At 72.7% G+C, this 21,420-nt stretch carries 19 protein-coding genes, 1 other RNA gene and 1 pseudogene; 9 read left to right on the top strand and 12 right to left on the bottom strand.

What is annotated here, in order from left to right:
- Positions 1 to 128: 128 nt before the first annotated feature.
- From ACIP94_RS02650 to ACIP94_RS02635, 4 genes are all read right to left on the bottom strand, one after another.
- Positions 129 to 275 carry a hypothetical protein gene (locus ACIP94_RS02650; RefSeq protein ID WP_402418468.1) on the bottom strand — a complete coding sequence of 49 codons (147 nt, stop codon included), beginning with the start codon at positions 273 to 275 and terminating at the stop codon, positions 129 to 131.
- A 110-nt stretch (positions 276 to 385) separates the two neighbouring features.
- Entirely contained in the window at positions 386 to 1,072 is a 687-nt protein-coding gene (locus ACIP94_RS02645; protein ID WP_402418465.1) for a class I SAM-dependent methyltransferase, read from the bottom strand.
- A gap of 200 nt (positions 1,073 to 1,272) precedes the next feature.
- Complete coding sequence (locus ACIP94_RS02640) at positions 1,273 to 3,012, bottom strand: MFS transporter (RefSeq protein WP_402418462.1); 1,740 nt, start codon at positions 3,010 to 3,012, stop codon at positions 1,273 to 1,275.
- Between the two features lie 274 nt (positions 3,013 to 3,286).
- A complete protein-coding gene (locus tag ACIP94_RS02635) occupies positions 3,287 to 3,928 on the bottom strand; it encodes a response regulator (protein WP_402418459.1) in 642 nt (213 codons plus the stop codon).
- 284 nt (positions 3,929 to 4,212) lie between these two features.
- Between ACIP94_RS02635 and ACIP94_RS02630 the strand changes: the two genes are divergently transcribed.
- Positions 4,213 to 5,730: an alpha-L-arabinofuranosidase B gene (locus ACIP94_RS02630; protein ID WP_402420329.1), complete on the top strand. Its 1,518-nt coding sequence runs from the start codon at positions 4,213 to 4,215 to the stop codon at positions 5,728 to 5,730.
- Here ACIP94_RS02630 and ACIP94_RS02625 read toward each other — a convergent pair.
- From ACIP94_RS02625 to ACIP94_RS02615, 3 genes are read right to left on the bottom strand one after another with little or no spacing between them, the layout of a single operon-like run.
- Positions 5,708 to 7,003, bottom strand: coding sequence for a histidine kinase (locus ACIP94_RS02625; RefSeq protein WP_402418456.1), 1,296 nt, complete (start codon positions 7,001 to 7,003; stop codon positions 5,708 to 5,710). The two genes, ACIP94_RS02630 and ACIP94_RS02625, sit on opposite strands and share 23 nt — an antisense overlap.
- A 12-nt stretch (positions 7,004 to 7,015) precedes the next feature.
- A complete protein-coding gene (locus ACIP94_RS02620; protein ID WP_402418453.1) occupies positions 7,016 to 7,732 on the bottom strand; it encodes an ABC transporter permease in 717 nt (238 codons plus the stop codon).
- Positions 7,732 to 8,643, bottom strand: coding sequence for an ATP-binding cassette domain-containing protein (locus tag ACIP94_RS02615; RefSeq protein ID WP_402418450.1), 912 nt, complete (start codon positions 8,641 to 8,643; stop codon positions 7,732 to 7,734). Before ACIP94_RS02615 ends, ACIP94_RS02620 begins: the two co-directional genes overlap by 1 nt.
- 279 nt (positions 8,644 to 8,922) lie before the next feature.
- Here ACIP94_RS02615 and ACIP94_RS02610 point away from each other — a divergent pair, with 279 nt between their 5' ends.
- The 3 genes from ACIP94_RS02610 (at position 8,923) to ACIP94_RS02600 (ending at position 12,078) form a co-directional block, all read left to right on the top strand.
- Positions 8,923 to 9,798: a MaoC/PaaZ C-terminal domain-containing protein gene (locus tag ACIP94_RS02610; RefSeq protein WP_402418447.1), complete on the top strand. Its 876-nt coding sequence runs from the start codon at positions 8,923 to 8,925 to the stop codon at positions 9,796 to 9,798.
- A gap of 167 nt (positions 9,799 to 9,965) precedes the next feature.
- Positions 9,966 to 11,051 carry a Zn-dependent alcohol dehydrogenase gene (locus ACIP94_RS02605; protein ID WP_402418444.1) on the top strand — a complete coding sequence of 362 codons (1,086 nt, stop codon included), beginning with the start codon at positions 9,966 to 9,968 and terminating at the stop codon, positions 11,049 to 11,051.
- A 25-nt stretch (positions 11,052 to 11,076) separates the two neighbouring features.
- Entirely contained in the window at positions 11,077 to 12,078 is a 1,002-nt protein-coding gene (locus ACIP94_RS02600; protein ID WP_402418441.1) for a 3-oxoacyl-ACP reductase, read from the top strand.
- 401 nt (positions 12,079 to 12,479) lie between these two features.
- Here ACIP94_RS02600 and ACIP94_RS02595 read toward each other — a convergent pair whose 3' ends face one another.
- Positions 12,480 to 12,644 carry a hypothetical protein gene (locus ACIP94_RS02595; protein WP_402418438.1) on the bottom strand — a complete coding sequence of 55 codons (165 nt, stop codon included), beginning with the start codon at positions 12,642 to 12,644 and terminating at the stop codon, positions 12,480 to 12,482.
- Between the two features lie 48 nt (positions 12,645 to 12,692).
- On the bottom strand, positions 12,693 to 14,189 hold the full coding sequence (locus ACIP94_RS02590) for a hypothetical protein (protein ID WP_402418435.1): 1,497 nt from the start codon (positions 14,187 to 14,189) through the stop codon (positions 12,693 to 12,695).
- Between the two features lie 318 nt (positions 14,190 to 14,507).
- Between ACIP94_RS02590 and ACIP94_RS02585 the strand changes: the two genes are divergently transcribed.
- From ACIP94_RS02585 to ACIP94_RS02575, 3 genes are read left to right on the top strand one after another with little or no spacing between them, the layout of a single operon-like run.
- A complete protein-coding gene (locus ACIP94_RS02585) occupies positions 14,508 to 15,374 on the top strand; it encodes a Nif3-like dinuclear metal center hexameric protein (RefSeq protein ID WP_402418432.1) in 867 nt (288 codons plus the stop codon).
- Positions 15,371 to 16,114, top strand: coding sequence for a zinc ribbon domain-containing protein (locus tag ACIP94_RS02580; protein ID WP_402420327.1), 744 nt, complete (start codon positions 15,371 to 15,373; stop codon positions 16,112 to 16,114). The genes ACIP94_RS02585 and ACIP94_RS02580 overlap by 4 nt, the downstream gene beginning before the upstream one ends.
- A 12-nt stretch (positions 16,115 to 16,126) precedes the next feature.
- Positions 16,127 to 17,503, top strand: coding sequence for a bifunctional RNase H/acid phosphatase (locus tag ACIP94_RS02575; RefSeq protein ID WP_402418429.1), 1,377 nt, complete (start codon positions 16,127 to 16,129; stop codon positions 17,501 to 17,503).
- Between the two features lie 43 nt (positions 17,504 to 17,546).
- On the opposite strand, the gene eda is transcribed toward ACIP94_RS02575, so the two are convergent.
- On the bottom strand, positions 17,547 to 18,194 hold the full coding sequence (eda, locus tag ACIP94_RS02570; RefSeq protein WP_402418426.1) for a bifunctional 4-hydroxy-2-oxoglutarate aldolase/2-dehydro-3-deoxy-phosphogluconate aldolase: 648 nt from the start codon (positions 18,192 to 18,194) through the stop codon (positions 17,547 to 17,549).
- An 81-nt stretch (positions 18,195 to 18,275) separates the two neighbouring features.
- Entirely contained in the window at positions 18,276 to 19,076 is an 801-nt protein-coding gene (yaaA, locus tag ACIP94_RS02565) for a peroxide stress protein YaaA (protein WP_402418424.1), read from the bottom strand.
- Positions 19,077 to 19,173: 97 nt separating this feature from the next.
- Here yaaA and ACIP94_RS02560 point away from each other — a divergent pair.
- Positions 19,174 to 19,453 (top strand): annotated as a pseudogene (locus ACIP94_RS02560) (Uma2 family endonuclease); the annotation flags it as partial.
- A gap of 100 nt (positions 19,454 to 19,553) precedes the next feature.
- Positions 19,554 to 19,956, top strand: an RNA gene (rnpB, locus tag ACIP94_RS02555) — RNase P RNA component class A.
- 317 nt (positions 19,957 to 20,273) lie between these two features.
- Here rnpB and ACIP94_RS02550 read toward each other — a convergent pair.
- Positions 20,274 to 21,353 carry a MerR family transcriptional regulator gene (locus tag ACIP94_RS02550; protein ID WP_402418421.1) on the bottom strand — a complete coding sequence of 360 codons (1,080 nt, stop codon included), beginning with the start codon at positions 21,351 to 21,353 and terminating at the stop codon, positions 20,274 to 20,276.
- Positions 21,354 to 21,420 lie beyond the last annotated feature (67 nt).

Below are 21,420 nucleotides of genomic sequence, written 5' to 3'. Positions count from 1 at the left end.
CCGTCCCGCTTCTCGCGCCGGTGGTGCTTGTGGCGTCCCCGCGTCCTCGCTCGGGCGGAGCCCGCGGCGAGGGGCACCCCAGGGTCCTGGCGCCGCCGGGGCCCTCGGCGCGTCACAGTGTCCGGCGATCAGGACGAACCGACCGGCGCGCTTCGCCCCCAGAGTTCCTCGGCGTGCCCGGAGAACCGGTCGAACATCCCGCCGGCGCCCCGACGACGCGGGTGGAGCAGGGGGGAGTCGTGGCCGGCGAGCCGTGCCGGGTGCGGCGTCACCATGGCCTGATCGTCCAACCGGAAGGCCGAGAGGCTCATATGGTTCACAGCGTCCTCGGCGGCCCTGAAGCGCGTCTCAGGCCCGTCGAGCGAGCCGAGACGCCCCCGGCGCCTCAAGAGTCGAGCGGGCCCGGAGCCTGACCGCGCGTCGCGCCCGCCGCCCGCGTCCGCCTCAGGACGCGCAGCGAGTCGGTGGCGGAGACCTCCGTGAACCTGCCGGACCCAAGGGCCCTGAGGTAGACGCGGTAGGGGGCCTGCCCGGTGAACTCGTCCTCCGGCTCCGGGAAGACGTCGTGAATGACGAGCAGTCCGCCTACGGCCACATGGGGCGCCCAGCCCTCGTAGTCGGCGTTCGCGTGCTCGTCGGTGTGGCCGCCGTCGACGAAGACGAGGCCGAGCGGGCTGTTCCAGACCGCGGCCACCTGCGGCGAACGGCCGACGAGCGCGACCACGTGGTCCTCCAGGCCCGCCTTGCGCAGGGTGCGCCGGAAGGTGGGCAGGGTGTCCATCAGGCCGACCTCGGCGTCGACCGTCTCCGGGTCGTGGTAGTCCCAGCCGGGCTGCTGCTCCTCGCTGCCGCGGTGGTGGTCGACCGTGAGCGCCGTGACCCCGGCGGCGCGGGCCGCGTCGGCGAGCAGGATCGTGGAGCGCCCGCAGTAGGTGCCGACCTCCAGCAGGGGCAGCCCCAGCCGCCCGGCCTCGATGGCGGCCTCGTACAGCGCGAGCCCCTCGCGCAGCGGCATGAACCCCTTCGCGGCCTCGAACGAGGCCAGGATCTCGGGGGAGGGTGCCGCGGGCATGGGGGTCCTTTCGGTCGGAGGCGGGGGCAGGCGCGTACCGCGGCGAAGGCGCCGTACGGACCTGTAGGCGCCCCATGCTGCCGCACCCCCCGTCGCGGTGGCGACGGGGGGTGCGGCCGGGGAGCGGGGGTCAGGCCGAGACCGTCTCGGCCGGGGGAGCGGGGGTCAGGCCGAGACCGTCTCGGCCGGGGGAGCGGCGGTCAGGCCGAGACGGTCTCGGCCGGCAGCGACAGATCCAGGTCCACCGGGCGGTCGTCGCCCGTGTGGGTGGCCGACGAGGCGTGCGGGGCGTGGCCCGCGGCCCGGGCGGCCACGACGTAGGGACCCTGCGCCGGCACGGCCAGCACATAGCTGCCGTCCTCCGCCGAGAGCGTGGCACCCGCCTGGCGGCCCCGGCGGTCGATCAGGGTGACCTTGGCGCGGGCGACCGGAGAGCCCCCGGCGTCCAGCACCCGGCCGCGGAAGCCCCGAAGGATCTCCTCGGCCCGCTCCAGGTTGGCGTCCTCCTCGCTGCTCGCACGGAGCTGCGGCCTGGCCGAGGGGCGCTGCCTGGGCAGGAACAGGGCGAGCAGCAGGCCGAGCGCCACCGCGCCGGTCGCGATCAGGAACGAGACGTGGAAGCCGTGCATGGTCGGGATCGCCAGGCCGTTCACATGCTGAGCGGTGTTGGCGAGCACCATGCCGATGACGGCGCTGGAGACCGAGGTGCCGATGGAACGCATCAGGGTGTTGAGACCGTTGGCCGCGCCTGTCTCCGAGGCCGGCACCGCGCCGACGATCAGCGCCGGCAGCGAGGAGTAGGCGAGGCCGATGCCCGCGCCGAGGATCACCGAGGTCACGATGGTCTGCCAGGCGGCGTCCATCAGGCCGAGGCCGCCGCCGTAGCCGACGGCGATGACGACCAGGCCGATGATCAGGGTGACCTTGGGGCCGTAGCGGGCGGACAGACGGGCGTAGACCGGCGCGGTGAACATCATCGTCAGACCGAGCGGGGCCACGCACAGGCCCGCGACGACCATCGACTGGCCGAGGCCGTAGCCGGTGGCGGTGGGGAGCTGGAGCAGCTGCGGCAGCACGAGCGAGACGACGTAGAACGAGACGCCGACCATGATGGAGGCGAGGTTGGTGAGCAGCACCTCGCGGCGGGCGGTGGTGCGCAGATCGACCAGCGGGGCGGCCACGCGCAGCTCGAACAGGCCCCACAGGACGAGGACCACGACGGACGCGGCGAACAGGCCGAGCGTGGTGCCGGACGACCAGCCCCAGTCGCTGCCCTTGGTGATCGGCAGCAGGAGCAGCACCAGACCGGCGGACAGGCCGAGCGCACCCGGCAGGTCGAAGGAGCCCCCGGCGCGCGCCGGGGACTCCGGCACGACGAGCAGGGTGAGGACGATCGCGAGGGCGCCGAGTCCGGCGGCGCCGAAGAACAGGGCGTGCCAGTCGGAGTGCTGGGCGACCAGGGCCGCCGCGGGCAGCGCGAGTCCGCCGCCGACTCCGATCGAGGAGCTCATCAGGGCCATGGCCGAGCCCAGCCGCTCGCGGGGGAGCATGTCGCGCATCAGGCCGATGCCGAGGGGTATCGCGCCCATCGCGAAGCCCTGGAGCGTACGGCCGACGATCATCGGCAGCAGGGTGGCGGTGAGCCCGCTGACCAGTGCGCCGATCACCATCACGGCCAGGCTGGCCAGCAGCATCCGCCGCTTGCCGTAGAGATCGCCGAGGCGGCCCATGATCGGGGTGGCCACGGCGCCCGACAGGAGAGTGGAGGTCAGGACCCAGGTGGCGTTGCTGGGCGCGGTGCCCAGCAACTGGGGCAGGTCCTTGATGACGGGGACCAGCAGCGTCTGCATCACCGCGACCACGATGCCCGCGAAGGCGAGCACCGGCACGATCGCGCCGGACGGCCTCCGTATGGGCTGGTCGGTCGTCGTGTGCGTCATGGGGTGGGGCCTCCAGGCCGGAAGGGAAGAGGTACGGACGAGGTCGTTCGACGGAATCCGCGTGCGAGATCTGCCGGGTCAACCTCGTATGCACGGGCAACTATTCCGTTGCTTTGGCCCGCTAACGAATTCTTGACCATCCCGTGACCTGATCCATCGTCAGGGACCACCCTGAGGATCCGCCGTGCGGATCCGCCCTCAGGGGACGGACTGGGGGCGTGCGTTCCCCGGCCTCCCCCGGCCCCCCGGCATCCCCCGGCCCCCTCGCCTGCCCCTACAGCCACCCCTGCTGCCGGGCCTCCCGCATCGCCTCCATGCGGTTGCGGGTGCCCGTCTTGCCGATGGCGGAGGAGAGGTAGTTGCGCACGGTGGACTCGGAGAGGTGGAGCTTCGCGGCGATGTCGGCGACCGTCGCCCCGTCCACGGAGGCCTTCAGCACATCGCACTCGCGCGCGGTCAGCGGGTTGGGCCTTGCGCTCAGGGTCGCCACGGCCAGCGCCGGGTCGATGACGGTCTCCCCGGCGAGCACCCGCCGGATCGCGGCGGCCAGCTCCTCCACCGGGCCGTCCTTCACCAGGAACCCCGCGGCGCCCGCTTCCATGGCGCGGCGCAGATAGCCGGGCCGGCCGAAGGTGGTCAGTATCAGCACCCGGCAGTCCGGGGCCCGCTCGCGCAGTACGGCCGCCGCGTCCAGGCCGCTCATGCCCGGCAGTTCGATGTCCAGCAGGGCCACGTCGGGGCGGTGGGCCAGTACGGCGTCCACGATCGCGTCGCCCGCCGCGACCTGCGCGACGATCTCGATGTCCGCCTCCATGCCGAGCAGCAGCGCGAGGGCGCCGCGCATCATGCCCTGGTCCTCCGCGAGCAGAACACGGACGGACGGGGCGGGCCGGTGGTCCCATGGCGTCTCGTTCACGGCTCAATCCTAGGGAAACCACGGGCTGTTGGGGTCCCCGCGTCTTGACGGGGCGGATGGGCGGGAAAACAATCGGCTCGGCATTCGGCACTTCTCCTTGTCATTTCTGTGCCGATCCCGCGTTCCCGCATTGTTCGGAGTTTCAGATACGGGAATCGTTCGGTATCTCGTCCGAACAATGTCCGGTATTTCGACCAGGTACCCGCACCACGCCACCGGGAACGCCCCGCACCGCCCTACAACGAGAGGACGACACCGTGTTCTTACGACTCCGCAGTGCCGTGATGGCCTTGCTCGCGGCGGCGGCAGCCATCGTCACGCTCGCCGCCGGCGCGCCCGGGGCCGCCGCCGCGGGCTCGCTCCCGTGCGACATCTACGCCGCCGCCGGGACGCCCTGCGTCGCCGCGCACAGCCTCGTCCGGGCGCTGTACTCGGCGTACAACGGCCCGCTCTACCAGGTGCGGCGCGCCTCCGACAGTGTCACTTCCGACATCCGCCCGTCGGCGAGCGGGGGTTACGCCGACGCGGCCGCCCAGGACTCCTTCTGCGCCGGGACGACCTGCATCATCACCAAGATCTACGACCAGTCCGCCCGCCACAACGACCTCACCGTCGAGGGCGCCGGCGGGGCGGGCGCGGCCGATGTCGGCGCGCCCGCGGACGCGCTGCCGGTGACCGTCGGCGGCCACCAGGTCTACGGCCTGGAGATCTCGGCCGGCATGGGCTACCGGGACAACTCCACCTCGGGCGTCGCGGTGAACGGGCAGGCCGAGGGGATGTACATGGTGACCTCCGGCACCCATGTGAACGGCAGCTGCTGCTTCGACTACGGCAACGCCGAGACCAACAACATGGACACCGGCAACGGGCACATGGACGCCATCAACTTCGGCACCGAGTGCTGGTTCGCGCCCTGCTACGGCCAGGGCCCCTGGGTACAGGCCGACCTGGAGAACGGGCTGTTCCAGTCGGATTCCGGCTACAGCAAGAACACGGCGAACACCGGCACGGGGCCCTTGCCGTTCGTGACCGCGCTGCTGAAGAACAACGGCCAGAACCATTTCGCGCTGAAATACGGCAACGCCCAGAGCGGCACTCTCACGACCACGTATTCCGGCCCCGAACCGAGCGTCAACGGCGGCGGCTACTCGCCGATGCACCAGGAGGGGGCGATCGTCCTGGGCACGGGCGGCGACAACAGCAACGGCTCCATCGGGTCCTTCTTCGAGGGCGTGATGACCGCCGGCATTCCCACGGACGCGGCCGACGACTCCGTGCAGGCGAACATCGTCTCCGCCGGCTACGGCGGCCCGACCGGCTCCACCGGCTCGCTGACCCCGGGTGCGGAGATCTCGCTGCGCGCGACCACCTCCTGCTGCACCGGTGACTACATCCGCCACCAGAACGACGCGGCGGTCATCTCCCCGGTGACGTCGAGCAGCCCGAGCCTGGACAAGAACGACGCCACCTGGATCGTCCGCCGCGGCCTCGCCGACAGCTCCTGTGTGTCCTTCGAGTCCCGGAACTACCCGGGCGACTTCCTACGGCACCAGAACTACCGGCTCTACCGGCAGCCCATGAACGGCACCGCGCTGTTCCGGGCCGACGCCACGTTCTGCCCGGTCGCCGGCAAGAGCGGCACCGGGACCTCGTTCGCGTCCTCCAACTACCCGAGCAGATATCTGCGCCACTACGACTACGGCCTCTACATAGCGAGTGACGGCGGCACCAACGCCTGGGACGGCGCGACCTCGTGGACGGACGACGTGAGCTGGTCGGTCACCTCGCCCTGGGCGCCGTAGACAGCGGCACCTCCACCGGCTCGGCGGGGCGCTCGCCGTCCACGGGGAGTTCGGCGGTGACCGTGAAGCCGCCGCGCGGCGACGGGCCGGCCCGCAGGGAGCCGCCCGCCGCCGCGAGGCGTTCGGTCAGGCCCTGAAGTCCCGTGCCGCCCACGCCCTCCGGGGCGGGCCGCAGGGACGTCCCGGCCCCGTCGTCGTCGACCGTCAGACGGACACGCTCGGCGGTGCCCTCGATGGTGATCCCGCAGTGGGCGGCACCGCTGTGGCGCACGGCGTTGGTGACCGCCTCGCGCACCACCCAGCCGAGCAGGGCCTCCGTCTGGGGGGCCAGGGGAGCGCCCGAGCGGCGTACGCGGGGTTCGATGCCGGCGGCGGCCAGGGCGGAGCGGGCCCGGTCCAGCTCCCCGGCCAGACTGCCCTCGCGGTAGCCCGTCACCGCCTCGCGGATCTCGGTGAGCGCCTGCCGGCCGACGGACTCGATGTCCGTCACCTGCACCAGCGCCGCGTCCAGGTCCCGGGGGGCCAGACGGCGGGCCGCCTCCGACTTCACGACGATCACCGAGAGGGTGTGGCCGAGGAGGTCGTGCAGATCGCGGGAGAAGCGCAGCCGCTCCTCCTCCACCGCGCGCCGGGCCAGCTCCTCGCGGGCGGCGCGCAGATCCCGTACCGCCTCGGACAGGGAGAGGATCGCGGCCGTCACCATGGTCGAGATCCAGGTGGCGTAGGCGATGTTCATGCCGTTCCAGCCGTCGTGGACACCGCCGACCACCCCCGCCAGCACGGCGACCGCCGTGCCGTAGGCACGCAGGTGCCCGCGCAGGACCGCGCCCGTCGCGAGCCCGAGCAGCGGGAAGAACAGCAGCCAGGTGCCGCCGTAGCCGATGGCGAGTCCGCAGGTCACCACGGCCATTAGGCCGAGGGCCACCCGGGTGGAGCGGGCCTCGCGCGTCTCCTTCGTGAAGGCGCGGAAGGCCACGTAGATGTAGAGCGAGTTGAAGGTGAACAGGCCGATTCCGCCGATCCACGGGTTCGGGGTCTTGCCCTGGAAGATGTTCGAGAAGGCCCCCATCCCCATCAGCAGCCAGGGCAGCAGGGTGAAGCCGCTGGGCGGCGGGCCCGGGTGCTCCGGGGCCTTCCCGGCCTTGCGCGCCGCCCGGTACTCGGCCTTCAGACGGGTCTTGTCCTCCTGGTAGCACCGCTGGTGCTCCCGGGCCTCCCGCACAGTCGACCGCCACGCGTCCCATCCCCGTGAGACCTTACGCATCCAGGACATCTCTCCCCCCGTTCAGCTGGTCGCCGCGCTCCGGCGGTACGACTGGACAGCGTACGAAGCGAAGAGCAGCAGCCAGACGGCCAGCACCAGCATCGTGCCGAGCGCCGGGGCGTGCCCGTCGGCGACCGCCGTGCCGAGCTGCGCGAAGCGATGGGTCGGGGTGTACGCGGACACGGTGCGCAGCCAGCCGGGGAACAGGGCGACCGGGAACCACAGACCGCCGAGCACCGCGAGCCCCAGATTGCACACCATGTTGGTCACGCCCGTGGTCTGCGCGGTCATCCGGTAGCCGTTGCCGAGCCCGAGCAGGGTGAAGGGCACCGAGCCCAGCCACAGCAGCAGGGCGATCGCCGCCCACTGCCAGGCGGCCAGCCGCACCCCGTTGACCAGGCCGCCCGCCAGGAGCACCGCGACGATCGCGGGCAGGACCGTCACCCCACCGGTCAGTGCCCGGCCGACGACGACCTGGCGCGGGGTCATCGGGGTCACCCTCAGCTGCCGCAGCCAGCCGATGGCCCGGTCCTCGGCGACCCCGCCACCGGTGTTCAGCGCCGAGCCGACCGCGCCGTAGGCCGCCATGCTCACCATGGACGCCGTCTTCCAGGCGCCGTCGCTGCCACCGATGTTGGTGAACAGCAGGTACATCATCACCGGCATCGCGACTCCGCCGATCACAAAGCCGACGTCGCGCAGGGTCCGGCGCACCTCGAGCAGCAGATAGTCCCCCATCACACCGTCTCCCTCTCGCGTGCCGTCAGGGCCAGGAACGCGTCGTCCAGCGACGCCGGGGCGACCTCCAGGCCGCGTATCGCGCCCAGCCCGGCCAGGGCGATCACCGTCGCGTCGGAGTCGTCGGTGCGCAGCAGCGCCCGGCCCCCGCGCACCTCCACCGACCGCACGCCGGGCAGCAGGTCCAGTCCGTCGGTGCCACGGCCCGCCAGGTTGATCGAGACCAGGTTGCCCCCCGCGGACCGCCGCAGTTCCTCGCCGGTGCCGTCCGCCACGATCCGGCCGCGGTCGATGACGACGATCCGGTCGGCGTGGGCGTCCGCCTCCTCCAGATAGTGCGTGGAGAACAGGACGGTGCGACCGCTGCGCGCGTAGGTCCGCATCGAGTCCCAGAAGGCGTGCCGCGCCTCCACGTCCAGGGCCGCCGTCGGCTCGTCCAGCACGAGCAGCGACGGGTTCCCGGCGAGCGCGACCGCGAACCGCACCCGCTGTGTCTGGCCGCCGGAGAGCCGGTCCACGCGCCGCCCGGCCAGCTCGGGGATCCCGGCCAGCTCCAGCGCCCGGGCCACGGGCAGCGGGTCGGGGTAGCGTCCGGCCACGAAGGACACCAGCTCCCGGACGGTGACGCGGGGCACGGCCCGCGCCTCCTGGAGCATGGCACCCGCCCGGCCCGCGCGCACGGCCTGTTCCGGGGCGGTGCCGAACAGTTCCACCGTGCCCGTGTCGGGCTCGTTCAGGCCGAGCAGCAGCGAGATCGTGGTCGACTTGCCGGCGCCGTTGCGGCCGAGCAGGGCGACCGTCTCGCCGACCCCGATCTCCAGGTCGATGCCGTCGACGGCGCGCAGAGCGCCGTAGGTCTTGACCGCCCCCGTGAAGGACACGGCGGGCGGTGTCCCGGTCGTTTTCGTCATGTCCCCGACGGTACCGACGGCGGGGGTCCGCCCGGCAGATGCGCGTGTACGGGATCGGGCGGGACAAATGTCACGGCCGGCGGGACCGGCGCGGTGCCGTCCATGGAACTGACGGAGCGTCAGGGGCCTTCACAAGCGAGGGGCCCTCGGCTATACAGGGGGCGTCGTACTGGAACGCGTTCTAGAACGGGCGGGTTCCCGCGGCCCCGTGACGACCCCGGTGCGGCCGACGGTGCGGACGGCCGCACCGGGGTCCTACCCGCCAGTGTCAGGAGCCCCATGCCCATCGACGCAGCCAAGGCCCTCGCCGCGGAGCCCCGTTCCGGCGTGATCACCTGGGACCACAAGGACGTCCAGCTGTACCACCTCGGCATCGGCGCGGGCGCCCACCCCGACAAGGACAGCCCGGCCACCGACCCCGACGAGCTGCGCTACACCCTGGAGTCCCGGCTGCACGTCCTGCCGAGCTTCGCCACCGTCGCCGGCGGCGGCAAGCCCGGTGTGACCGGCGGACTTTCCATGCCCGGTGTCGAGGTCGACCTCTCCCGCGTCCTGCACGGCGGCCAGTCCCTGACCGTGCACCGCCCCCTCCCCGTCGCGGGCACCGCGACCGCCACCGACCGCATCGCCGCCGTGTACGACAAGGGCACGGCGGCCATCCTCGTGATGCGCACCGAGGTCGCCGACGCCGACGGCCCGCTGTGGACCAACGACGCCCGGATCTTCGTACGAGGAGAGGGCGGCTGGGGCGGCGACCGGGGACCCTCCCGCTCCCTCGACGCGCCTTCCGGCGAACCGGACCGGACCGTCGAACGGCCCCTCCGCGGAGACCAGGCCCTCCTCTACCGCCTCTCCGGCGACTGGAACCCGCTGCACGCCGACCCCGAGTTCGCGAAGCTCGCCGGATTCGAGCGGCCCATCCTGCACGGCCTGTGCACCTACGGCATCACGCTCAAGGCCGTCGTCGACACCCTGCTCGGCGGCGATGTGACCCGGGTGCGCTCCTACGCCACGCGCTTCGCCGGGGTCGTGTATCCCGGCGAGACTCTGCGCATCCGCATGTGGCGGGGGGACGGCGCGGTACGGGTGGCCGTGAGCGCCGTCGAGCGTCGGGACGTGCCGGTCCTCGCCGATACCGTCGTTCAGCACGTCTGAGTGCCGGCACTGTCCGGGTGCCTGCCCCGTCGCTCGGCGGGCCTGGGTGCCGGCACCGTCGCTCAGCGGGCCCTGGGTGCCCACCCGAGCGGTCGGCGCCCGAGTGCCGACACCACCGGTCGGCACTCCCGAACTCCCGAGTTCCGTACTCCGAGGGGAGCCGCACCATGCGCGCAGCCGTACTGCACGAGATCGGCCAGGACAAGCTGGAGGTGCTCGACGACATCGAGGCGGCGGGGTTCGGTCCCGGCAAGGTGAGGATCCGGGTACGCGCCACGGGACTGTGCCACTCGGACCTGTCCGCGATGAACGGTGTCCTGCCGCAGCCGGCTCCTTTCGTGCCGGGACACGAGGGCGCGGGCGAGGTCCTCGAAGTCGGCGAGGGCGTCAGCCGGGTCAGGCCCGGCGACCGGGCCGTGGTGTGCTGGCTGCCCGCCTGCGGCGCGTGTCCCGCCTGCAAACGGGGGCAGACCGAACTGTGCCTGGCCGGCTTCATGAACGCGGGCATCCCCAACTTCCGTCGCGCCGCCGGCGGTCCCCCCGATGTGTTCGGCTTCGCGGGCACCGGCACCTTCGCCGAGGAGGTCGTCGTCGACGCGGGCTGTGCGGTGCCCATCCCCGACGACGTGCCCTTCGACGTCGCGGCCCTGATCGGCTGCGGGGTGACCACGGGACTCGGCGCCGCCCTCAACACCGCCGATGTGGAGGCCGGTTCGTCCGTCGCCGTCATCGGCTGCGGCGGCGTCGGCATCTCCGCCATCCAGGGCGCCCGGCTCAGGGGAGCCGCCGAGATCGTCGCCGTGGACCCGGTCGCCTCCCGTCGCGAGGCGGCCCTGAGGTTCGGCGCCACCGGTGCCGTCGCCCCGGACGGGCTGCCCGACGCCAAGCAGCAGATGACCGGTGGCGAGGGCTTCGACTATGTCTTCGAGGTCGTCGGAAAGTCGGCCACCGCCCGGACCGCGTACGAGAACACCCGGCGCGGCGGCACCCTGGTCGTCGTCGGCGCGGGGGCGCTCGACGACTTCCTCCAGCTCAACATGTTCGAGCTGTTCTTCGACGAGAAGCGGATCCTGCCCTCCCTGTACGGCGGCGGAGACGTTTTGCGCTCCTACGAGCGGACCATCGCGCTGTGGCGGGCGGGCCGGATCGATCTGGAGGGCCTGATCACCCACCGGGTGCCGCTGGCCGGGATCAACGAGGCGCTCGAACAGATGCGGACCGGTACGGCACTGCGTACGTGCATCGAGATCTGAACCTCCGTGAAGGGAAACGAGCTTGATGTCACCGTCATCCATGCCGTCACCGCCGTCACCGCCGTCACCGCCGTCACGGCCCCTTGAGGGACGGACCGCGATCGTCACGGGCGCCGGGCGGGGCCTGGGCCGGGCCGAGGCGCTGGAACTGGCCCGGCTCGGCGCGTCGGTCGTCGTCAACGACCACGGACAGCCCGGACGTGACGGCTCCGGCGCCGCCTCCGGCGCACCCGCCGAGGAGGTCGTCGCCGAGATCCGCGCGACCGGCGGCCGGGCCGCCGCCCACAGCGGGGACGTCGGGGACCATGAACAGGCCCGTGCGCTGGTGGACTTCGCCGTGGAGGAGTTCGGCCCGCTGGACATCCTCGTCAACAACGCCGGCATCCTGCGCGACCGCATGGTCTTCTCGATGTCCGAGGACGAGTGGGACTCGGTGATCCGAGTCCATCTCAAGGGCCACTTCAACACCACCCGGTTCGCCGCCGCGCACTGGCGGGCGCGGGCCAAGGCGGCCGGTGGCCCGGTGTACGGGCGGATCGTGAACACGTCCTCGGAGGCGTTCCTCGCCGGTTCCGCCGGGCAGCCCAACTACGCGGCGGCCAAGGGTGGGATCGTAGGGCTCACGACCTCCACCGCCCTCGCGCTCGCCCGCTACGGTGTGACGGCGAACGCGATCTGCCCGCGCGCCCGCACCCGGATGACCGAGGACGTCTTCGCCGGTGTCCGGCGGCCGGACGAGGGCCTCGACCCACTGGCCCCCGAGCATGTCGCCCCGCTCGTCGGCTATCTCGCCTCCCCGGCCGCCGCACTGGTGAACGGACAGCTTCTCGTCGTGCACGGCGGCATGGTCGCGGTCGTCGAACGACCCCGCATCCAGGCCAGGTTCGACACCAAGCAGGACGTCTTCACCTACGACGAACTCGACGCGCTGCTCACCCCGCACTACGCCCAGCGGCCCCCGGGCGAGACGTTCGCGGCCGCCGAGGTGCTCGGGCTCAGGCACACGGGGGCGGCGGCGGATGGCTGAGCGGCGGGCCGTCCGTGGCCGGCGGCGGATCGTTGAGCGGCCTGCCGTCGGTGGCCGGCGGCGGGTGGGCGAGCTGCGGCAGACGGCGCCGGAAGAACAGCTCGCCCTCGCCCAAGTTCTCGTCTTCGTCGGCGGGCGAGAAGGGCGGGGAGTGCGGGTCCCGGCACAGCACGAACAGGCCCCTGGTCTGCGGGCCGTGCCGGGGCAGGACCCGTAACGCGTCCCCCGACCGAGCGGCCCGAGGATCGCGAGCGGCCCGAGGATCGGGGGAGCCCCGCACGGAACGGCCCCGCCCGTCATACGACGGGGGGGCCGGGTCCGATGCGGCGACCGCCGCGCTCACCGTGGTACCGGCGCACTCACCGTGGTGGACGCCATCGGCGCGCGCTCCCTCGTGCCGGTCAGGCCGCGGTGCCGGATTCCTTCGACTGCGCGGACGGCTTGCGGTGCCGGCCGTGCGGAGCCGCCTCGTGGTCCTCGGCGGAGACCGGGCCACGGTGCCGGCCGTGTCCCAGGGGGTCCTGGGCCTCGGCGGACAGCGGCGATGCGGTGCTGGTGTCGTTCATGAGAAGTGTTCACCCCGTCAACATGATCCTTCGTACAGCCGGGCGAGTCTAACGGGCCGCGGTGACAGCCGTGGCAGGGGTTGACGCGACGGTCGTGTCGGGGGGTGTGACCCTTGCCTTTCCGGGGGCTGCGGGGGTGGTCTCGGCCGCGGGCAGGGGTTCTCCCGGGGGCCGTGACCTGCCGGTGCTGCCGGTGCTGCCGGTGCCGGGACGGGGCCACGTGAGTGTGCGGCGGAGGGAGGCCCCGGTCGATGCGGGATTCCTGCGGGAGCGTGGTGGCGGGGCCGGCTGCTGCGGGGGCGCCTGTCGGGGTGGTGTCTGTCGGGGTGGTGTCTGTGGGGACGGTGGTTGTTGGAGTGGTGTCCGTTGGGACGGTGGCTGTGGGAGTGGTCGCGGGGGTGGCTGTGGGAGTGGCGCCTGTCGCAGGGGTGGCTGTGGGAGTGGCGCCTGTTGCAACGGCACCGGGCGCACCGGCGCCGGTGCGCCCGGCACCGGCTCCCGCACGGGAGACTCGACCGGCGTCACGGGCGGTTCCAGCCGTGCCACCCCACAGCTCACCGCACCCGTCGTGAACGGCAGCCGCAGTACGCCCTCCCGGGTCCACAGCCCCGCTCCTGCCAACCACCCCTGAGGCGCGGCGAGATGCAGGACCCGTCGGTGCGCGGGGCGCCAGACCGCGACCCAGCTGCCGTCCGCCCCGTCGACCCTCAGCGCCACCGCGCAGCTCTCCGGCGTGAGCACCTGCCCCGGCTGGATCGCGAACGGGGTCACCGGACAGTCCAGGCGCAGGCAGTCGGGGAAGCGCACCGGCAGCGTGCTCCCCAACACCCCCCAGCCGAGCCGCTCCCGGCCCGGGGAGGGGGCGTCGGAGCGGATCAGCAGCAGCCCACTGTCCGGATCCGCGAGCAGCAGCCGGTCGTTGCTCCCGTCCGTGATCTGCAGCAGCGGCGACACCTCCCCGCCCCGCGCCAGATCCACCACCACCGTCTTCGTGGGGCCCCCGTCCGGTGTGCGGTCCAGCGCCAGCGTCCGGCCGGCACGGTCCAGCCAGACCCCGCCCGAGCAGTGGCCGGGCAGCTCCGCCAGGCGCTCGGGCCCGGCCGCCCCGCCCGCCACCAGCCATACCGCCGTGGAGCGTGGGCCCACCGCGAGCGCGAACGCCCGGTCCCCGGTCGGCGCCGGCGGCAGCAGCCGCAGCCGGCCCCCCTCGCCCGGGTCGTCCACCGCGCCGAGCGGCAGCTCGCCGGTCCCCGCTCCGGCCGGGTACAGCAGCGAGAACAGGTGGCGTCCCGCCACGAGGCGGTGGATCAGCACCCGGCCGTCGGCCAGCGGCTGGACCTCGGTGCCGGGCTCCTCCGGCTGGCTGCCGGGCAGCGGTACGGCGTACGGTTCCGGGCCGTCCAGGGTCCAGCGCTCCGGGTACCAGGACTCGCCGCTCAGGGCGAGGCGGGCCGCGTAGGACCCGTCCGCGGTGATCACGCATCCGGGCCGGGCAGCCGACTCACTCCCGTCCGCCGTGGCGGACTCGAAGGCACAGGCCGTCATCGTTCGGTCACCTCCGGCGACGAAGCTAGTTTTCGTACGCACGGACGTGACCTGCACGGACGGCCGCTTCACACATAAGGGTGTTCGTGCGGCCAAATACCTGAGGAAACCGGGGCGGGTGTGCTGCACGACGGGGCGCACACCACAGCCGTTCGCAACCCCCGTCACCGGTTCGGCAGTCGGGTGGCCCCGGGGCCGGTACCCGGGATGTCCGGATCACTCGGCCCCGTGACCTGCCCGGCCGACCCGGAGTGTCCGGCCTGGGAGAATCGTCCGCGGCCGGTCGGGCACCGACCTGGGGCAGGTAGCCTTTTCCCCGTGCCCCGTCTGTCTGAAGTCATCGCCGCGCTGGAGACCCTGTGGCCCGCCGAGCGGGCCGAGTCCTGGGACGCGGTCGGCACCGTCGTCGGCGATCCCGGCCAGGAGGTCTCGCGGGTCCTCTTCGCGGTCGACCCCGTCCAGGAGATCGTGGACGAGGCGGTGAAGCTGGGCGCGGACCTGCTCGTGACCCACCACCCCCTCTATCTGCGCGGTACGACGACGGTGGCGGCCTCCACCTTCAAGGGCCGCGTGGTGCACACCCTCATCAAGAACGACATCGCGTTGCACGTCGCCCACACCAACGCCGACCGGGCCGACCCCGGCGTCAGCGACGCCCTCGCCGGCGCGCTCGACCTGCGGGTCGTGCGCCCCCTGGTCCCGGACACGACCGACCCGGAGGGCCGCCGGGGCCTCGGCCGGGTCTGCGAGCTGGAGCACCCCCTGACCGTGCGCGAGCTGGCCGCCCGCGCCGCCGAGCGGCTGCCCGCCACCGCGCAGGGCATCCGGGTCGCCGGTGACCCCGAGGCACTGGTCCGCACGATCGCCGTCAGCGGCGGTTCCGGCGACAGCCTCTTCGACGACGTCCGCGCGGCCGGTGTCGACGCCTTCCTCACCGCGGACCTGCGCCACCACCCCGCGTCCGAGTTCATGGCCGACGGCGCCCACCGGCCTCTCGCGCTGCTCGACGCGGCGCACTGGGCCACCGAATGGCCCTGGTGCGAGCTGGCAGCCGCCCAGCTCGACGAGATCTCCGACCGTCACGGATGGGACCTGCGCGTCCATGTCTCGAAGACGGTCACCGACCCCTGGACCGCCCACGCGGCGTCGTCCAACCCCACGAAGACCCCTGGAGCCCCCAACTGAACGCCGCGCCCGCCGACCAGATCCGACTTCTCGACGTACAGGCCCTGGACGTACGCCTGCAGCAGCTTGCGCACAAGCGGAAGTCCCTGCCCGAGCACGCCGAGATCGAGTCGCTGACCAAGGACCTCACGCAGCTGCGCGACCTGCTGGTGGCCGCGCAGACCGAGGAGAGCGACACCGCCCGCGAGCAGACCAAGGCGGAGCAGGACGTGGAGCAGGTGCGCCAGCGCGCCGCCCGTGACCAGCAGCGTCTCGACTCGGGTGCGGTCGCCTCCCCCAAGGACCTGGCGAACCTCCAGCACGAGATCGCCTCGCTCGCCAAGCGGCAGGGCGACCTCGAGGACGTCGTCCTGGAGGTGATGGAGCGCCGCGAGTCCGCGCAGGAGCGGGTGGCCGAGCTGACCGAGCGCGTCGCGTCGGTGCAGTCGAAGATCGACGATGCGACCGCGCGCCGGGACGCGGCCTTCGAGGAGATCGACGGGGAGGCCGCGTCGGTGTCGAAGGAGCGCGAGGTCGTCGCGGGCTCGGTGCCCGCGGATCTGCTGAAGCTGTACGACAAGCTGCGCGCGCAGCAGGGCGGCATCGGTGCGGCCAAGCTGTACCAGCGCACCTGCCAGGGCTGCCGCCAGGAGCTGGCGATCACCGAGTTGAACGAGATCCGCGCGGCCGCCCCCGACACGGTCGTCCGCTGCGAGAACTGCCGCCGCATCCTGGTGCGCACGTCCGAGTCCGGCCTGTAAGAGGCGTTGCACGTGCGCGAGTTCGTCGTCGAGGCCGATGGCGGTTCCCGGGGCAACCCGGGGCCCGCGGGCTACGGCAGCGTGGTGCGGGACGCGGCGACGGGTGACACGCTCGTGGAGCGGGCCGGGTTCATCGGGACCGCCACCAACAACGTCGCCGAGTACCGGGGGCTGCTGGCCGGGCTGAGCGCGGCCCATGAGCTGGACCCGGCCGCGCGGGTGCATGTCCGCATGGACTCCAAGCTGGTCGTGGAGCAGATGTCGGGCCGCTGGAAGATCAGGCATCCGGCGATGCGGCCGCTGGCGATGCAGGCTGCCGCCCTGTTCCCGGCCGGGCAGGTCACCTACGAGTGGATCCCGCGCGAGCAGAACAAGCACGCGGACCGGCTCGCCAACGAGGCGATGGACGCCGGGAGCCGGGGGGAGCGGTGGGAACAGGCCCGCTCCACCGCGGAGTTGGACACGCACACCGTCACGGACCCCGAGCCGGCCGGCCCACCGGGCGACGCGGCCGCGGGCGCGGCCCGGGCCCGCGCGGCCCTGGCCACCGCCACTGCCGGCACGACCCCCGCCGCCCCGGCCGCCGCCACTGCCGGCACGACCCCCGCCGCCCCGGCCGCCGCCACCGCCGGCACGGCCCCCGCCGCCCCGGCCGCGTCCCGCGAGGGAGCGGTGCCCGTGGCGCAGGAGACCGGACGTGCCGACGGCTCCGCGTCGGCCGATGTGCGGGCCGCCCGCAATGTCGCCTCCGCCCCGCCCGACCTCGGTACTCCGACCACCTTCGTCCTGCTGCGGCACGGCGAGACCCCGCTCACCGCGCTCAAGCGGTTCTCCGGCAGCGGCGGCAGTGATCCGTCGCTTTCCGACATCGGCCGCCGCCAGGCGGAACTGGCCGCCGGTGTGCTCGCCGCGAGGGGGACCGTCCAGGCCGTCGTCTCCTCGCCCCTCGCCCGGTGCCGTGAGACGGCCGAGGTCGCCGCCGCCCGCCTGGGGTGCGAGGTGAGCATCGAGGAGGGACTGCGGGAGACCGACTTCGGCGCCTGGGAGGGCCTGACCTTCGGTGAGGTCCGGGAGCGGTACCCGGACGACATGGACGCCTGGCTGCGCGACCCGGAGGCCGAACCCACCGGCGGCGGCGAGAGCTTCGCGGCCGTCGCCCGCCGGGTCGCCGCCGCACGGGACCGGCTCGTGGCCTCGTACGCGGGCCGCACGGTCCTGCTCGTCTCGCATGTCACGCCGATCAAGACCCTGGTCCGCCTCGCCCTCGGGGCGCCGCCGCAGGCGCTGTTCCGCATGGAGCTGTCGGCGGCCTCGCTGACCGCGGTGGCGTACTACGCGGACGGCAACGCGAGCGTCCGGCTGCTCAACGACACGTCGCACCTGCGCTGAGCACCCGTCGGCGGCACTCCGCCCGGGCTCTTGGGGCGGTGCGCTACCCCCGCAACGCCGCCGCCTCCCGCGCCAACCCCTCGATCCTCACCCAGTCCCGCTCCGCGATCGCGTCCTGAGGAACCATCCAAGTCCCGCCCACACAACCGACGTTGGGCAGCGACAGATACTCCGGGGCGTTCCCCGGCCCGATCCCGCCCGTCGGACAGAAGCGCGCCTGGGGGAGCGGTCCGGCCAGCGACTTCAGATACGCCGTGCCGCCCGCGGCCTGCGCCGGGAAGAACTTCATCTGCGTGACGCCCCGTTCCAGGAGCGCGACGACCTCGGACGTCGTCGAGACGCCCGGCAGAAACGGCACCCCGGACCCCTGCATCGCCGTCAGCAGCACGTCCGTCCACCCCGGACTGACGAGGAAGCGCGCGCCCGCCGCCACGCAGTCGCCGACCTGCCCGGGCGTGAGGACCGTGCCCGCCCCCACCACCGCGTCCGGGACGTCGGCCGAGGCCGCCCGGATCGCCTCCAGCGCGGCCGGGGTCCGCAGCGTCACCTCGATCGCCGGCAGCCCGCCCGCCACGAGCGCACGCGCGAGTGGTACGGCATCGGCCGCGTCCGCCACCACGACCACGGGGACGACGGGCGCGACGTCGAGGACGGAGAGCGCGGACGGCGACGAGGGCAGGGACGAGGCCATGGCCTCATCCTGCCCAGGCAAAGCACTCTGCGCAAAGGTCATTGCATATGCTGCAACGATCGGTCCTCCGTGGGGGGTACCTCAGTGGATCTCGGTCACCACCACATCCAGCGTCCACGCCTTCCCCGCCCGGCCCGGCGGCTCGGCCTCCACCACGTACCCCAGGTCCCGCAGGGCCTCCACCAGGTCCGCCGGACCTGCGGGGACGGCCCCCGCCGTCAGCAGACTGCGGACGATCCGCCCCTTCGTCGCCTTGTTGAAGTGGCTGACGACCGACCGCTTCTCCACCCCGTCCACCATCCGGGAGTGCAGCACCCGCACGGTCGCCGTCCGCCCGGCTACCTCGCCCTTCGGCTTCCACGCGGCGGCGTATGCGGAGGACCGCAGGTCGAGCACCAGCCCGTCGCCGGCCGCCTCCGGCAGGGCGGCGGCCATCGGCGTACGCCAGTACGCGCCGAGCGTGCCCAGGCCGGGCAGCTTCACCCCCATCGAGCAGCGGTACGAGGGAATGCGGTCCGTCACGCGGACCGCGCCCCACAGCCCGGAGAACACGAGCAGGCACCCGGCCGCGCGCCGGGCGGCCGCCGCGTCAAGCGAGCCGAGGTCCAGGGCGTCGTAGAGCACACCGGTGTAGATCTCCCCGGCGGGCCGTGCCCCCGCCGTCCGCAGCCCGGCGTTCTTGGCGATCTCCCCGCGCAGGCCCTCGCCGATCCCCAGCACCTCGCGCGCCTTGTCCTCGTCCCCCGAGCACAGCTCCACCAGCTCGCCGAGCACCGCCTCCCTGGCGGCGGTCAGCCCGGGCAGCGACAGCGACTCCAGATCCAGCGGGGCACCGCTCCCTGAGGGGGCCTTGCCTTCGGAGGGCGGCAGCAGGACGAGCACGAATACTCCTTGGTACCGGACGGCGGGACTCGCGCCAGGTTACGCGGGGTGTCGCGGGGGAGAAGCCTCCGCACCCGGGCCCCGCACCTTCCGGACCGGCGACGGCACGTTCGCCCCTCGGGAGCCGCGGATCTTCCGGGGCACCGGCTCCTGGATGCCGTGCGACGGCGTGACGATGGTCCTGGAGATGACGTCCACCAAGCCCGGGATCGGCCGCGAGGGCGAACGGCGCTGCTACGTCCCTCGGCGGCATCCCGCTCCATCCGCTGGTCGACCGTGACGCCTCCTCGGTCACCCTGTTCGGCGACCCGGAGCATGACGACTACCGCCGGCACTGCACGATCCCCCTCGGTAAACCGCTCGCCGTCCCGGAACCGCCCTCCCGGAACCCTTCGCCCTCGAGCCGGAGACGGCGGAGCGCCGCTGACCGCCGGACCGGGAGGTCGCGGCGCCCGGTATCATGGTCACCACGGCAGACGAGCCGGGCGGACGGCCGCGTGGAGGTCTTGTGACCTCCCCGAGGAACGTCCGGGCTCCACAGGGCAGGGTGGTGGCTAACGGCCACCCGGGGTGACCCGCGGGACAGTGCCACAGAAAACAGACCGCCGGGGACCTCGGTCCTCGGTAAGGGTGAAACGGTGGTGTAAGAGACCACCAGTGCCCAGGGTGACCTGGGCAGCTAGGTAAACCCCACCCGGAGCAAGGTCAAAAGGGGCCGCCGTAAAAGGCGCCCTGCGCGGACGTCGGAGGGCTGCCCGCCCGAGTCCGCGGGTAGACCGCACGAGGCCGGCGGCAACGCCGGCCCTAGATGGATGGCCGTCACCGAGGGGCCCGCGAGGACCCCCTGGTACAGAACCCGGCGTACAGCCCGACTCGTCTGCCGCTACCTGCGGCTTCGCCTGAGCAAGGGCCTCTGACCTGCGTCGGAGGCCCTTTCCGATCTTTCGGGGCCTTGCTGCGTCAGGCGGCGAAAAGTCCCTCGGAAGTCCCTCGGACAGCGCTGGAAGTCCCTGAAGAGTCCCAGGAGCAGAGCCTGCTGGCTTGGCCGCCGTGGGGTCGGTCGTGATGCGCCGGCTGCTGTGGCTCGGGGAGTCGGCTTGGCTCTTCTTACCTGTCGGGCGAGTCGGTACTCGTCGGCTTCACGGATGAGTTCTTGAGAGCGGATCTGGTGCAGCTCGGACCGCATGCCGCTCGCTCCTACTCCTGGAGCTCCGTCACGTCGGCGATCACACAGCTGACGTTGTCGGGGCCGCCGGAGCCGTTGGCGAGGGCGGTGAGTTCGCGGACGGCGTGTTCGGGCTCGCTGATCTCGGAGAGAACCCGGTGGATTTCTTCGGTCGGCACGACGGTCGACAGGCCGTCGGAGCAGAGCAGGTATCGGTCTCCCCGCTGGGCGTCGTGGAGGCGCATGTCGGTGGTGGCGTCGGTTCCTTGGCCCAGGGCGCGTGTGAGCAGCGACCGCTGGGGGTGGGAGGCGGCTTCCTCGGGGCTGAGGCGTCCTTCGTCAACCATCGACTGGACCATGGTGTGGTCGTGGGTGATCTGGAACAGTTTTCCGTCGCGCAGGAGGTAGACGCGGGAGTCGCCGATGTGGACGAGGGCGAGCTGTGATCCGGTCCAGAGCATTGCGGTGAGTGTCGTGCCTGTCTCTTCGGGTGAAGAGCTGGTTTCGGCGATGCCGTGCACGGCCTGTTTGGCTTGTTCGATGCCGTCTTCGAGGAGGTTGAGGAGGTCGCCTGCCGGGATGCTGTCGGTTTCGAGGTGCTTGAGCGCGTCGATGGCGGCGGCGCTTGCGGGGGCTCCTCCGCTGCCGCAGCCGTCGGCGACGGCGAGCAGGCGGGACCCGGCGTAGGCGGTGTCCTGGTTGCTCTGGCGGACAAGGCCCGTGTCGGAAAGTGCGGCGTAACGGATTCCCAGGGGCTTGGCGGTCGGGGGCATGGCAGGGTCCTTCCCGGACAGGTGGTCGATGAGGAAGGTGGCCAGGTCCCGTCGTGCGGCGGTGTCGGCCTCGACCTGGGCCCAGAACGCGCGGATCTCCTGGGCCGCCGGGACTGCCTCCAGCGTGCAGACGCGCCGGATGCGGGCGAGGGGCATCCCCAGACGTCGGAGCCAGGCGACCAGCCGGGCCTGGTCCAGTTGTTCCGGTGCGTAGAGGCGGTAGCCGGTCACCGGGTCGACGCGAGCGGGGGTCAGCAGGCCGAGTTCGTCGTAGAGACGCAACGCCTTCGGCGACAGCCGGGACGCCTTCGCGAAAGTCCCGATGGTCAGCAACCCCATGCTCGCTCCTCCTCATGCCGAGCACGTCGCCCGGCCCCACCGATGTTGTGGGCTCCCCCAAGGTGAA

The organism is Streptomyces sp. NPDC093261, from assembly GCF_044753645.1.
Classification (GTDB): Bacteria; Actinomycetota; Actinomycetes; order Streptomycetales; family Streptomycetaceae; genus Streptomyces.
The sequence above is the reverse complement of the archived record's forward strand: the minus strand, read 5'-3'. Positions and strand labels throughout refer to the sequence as shown.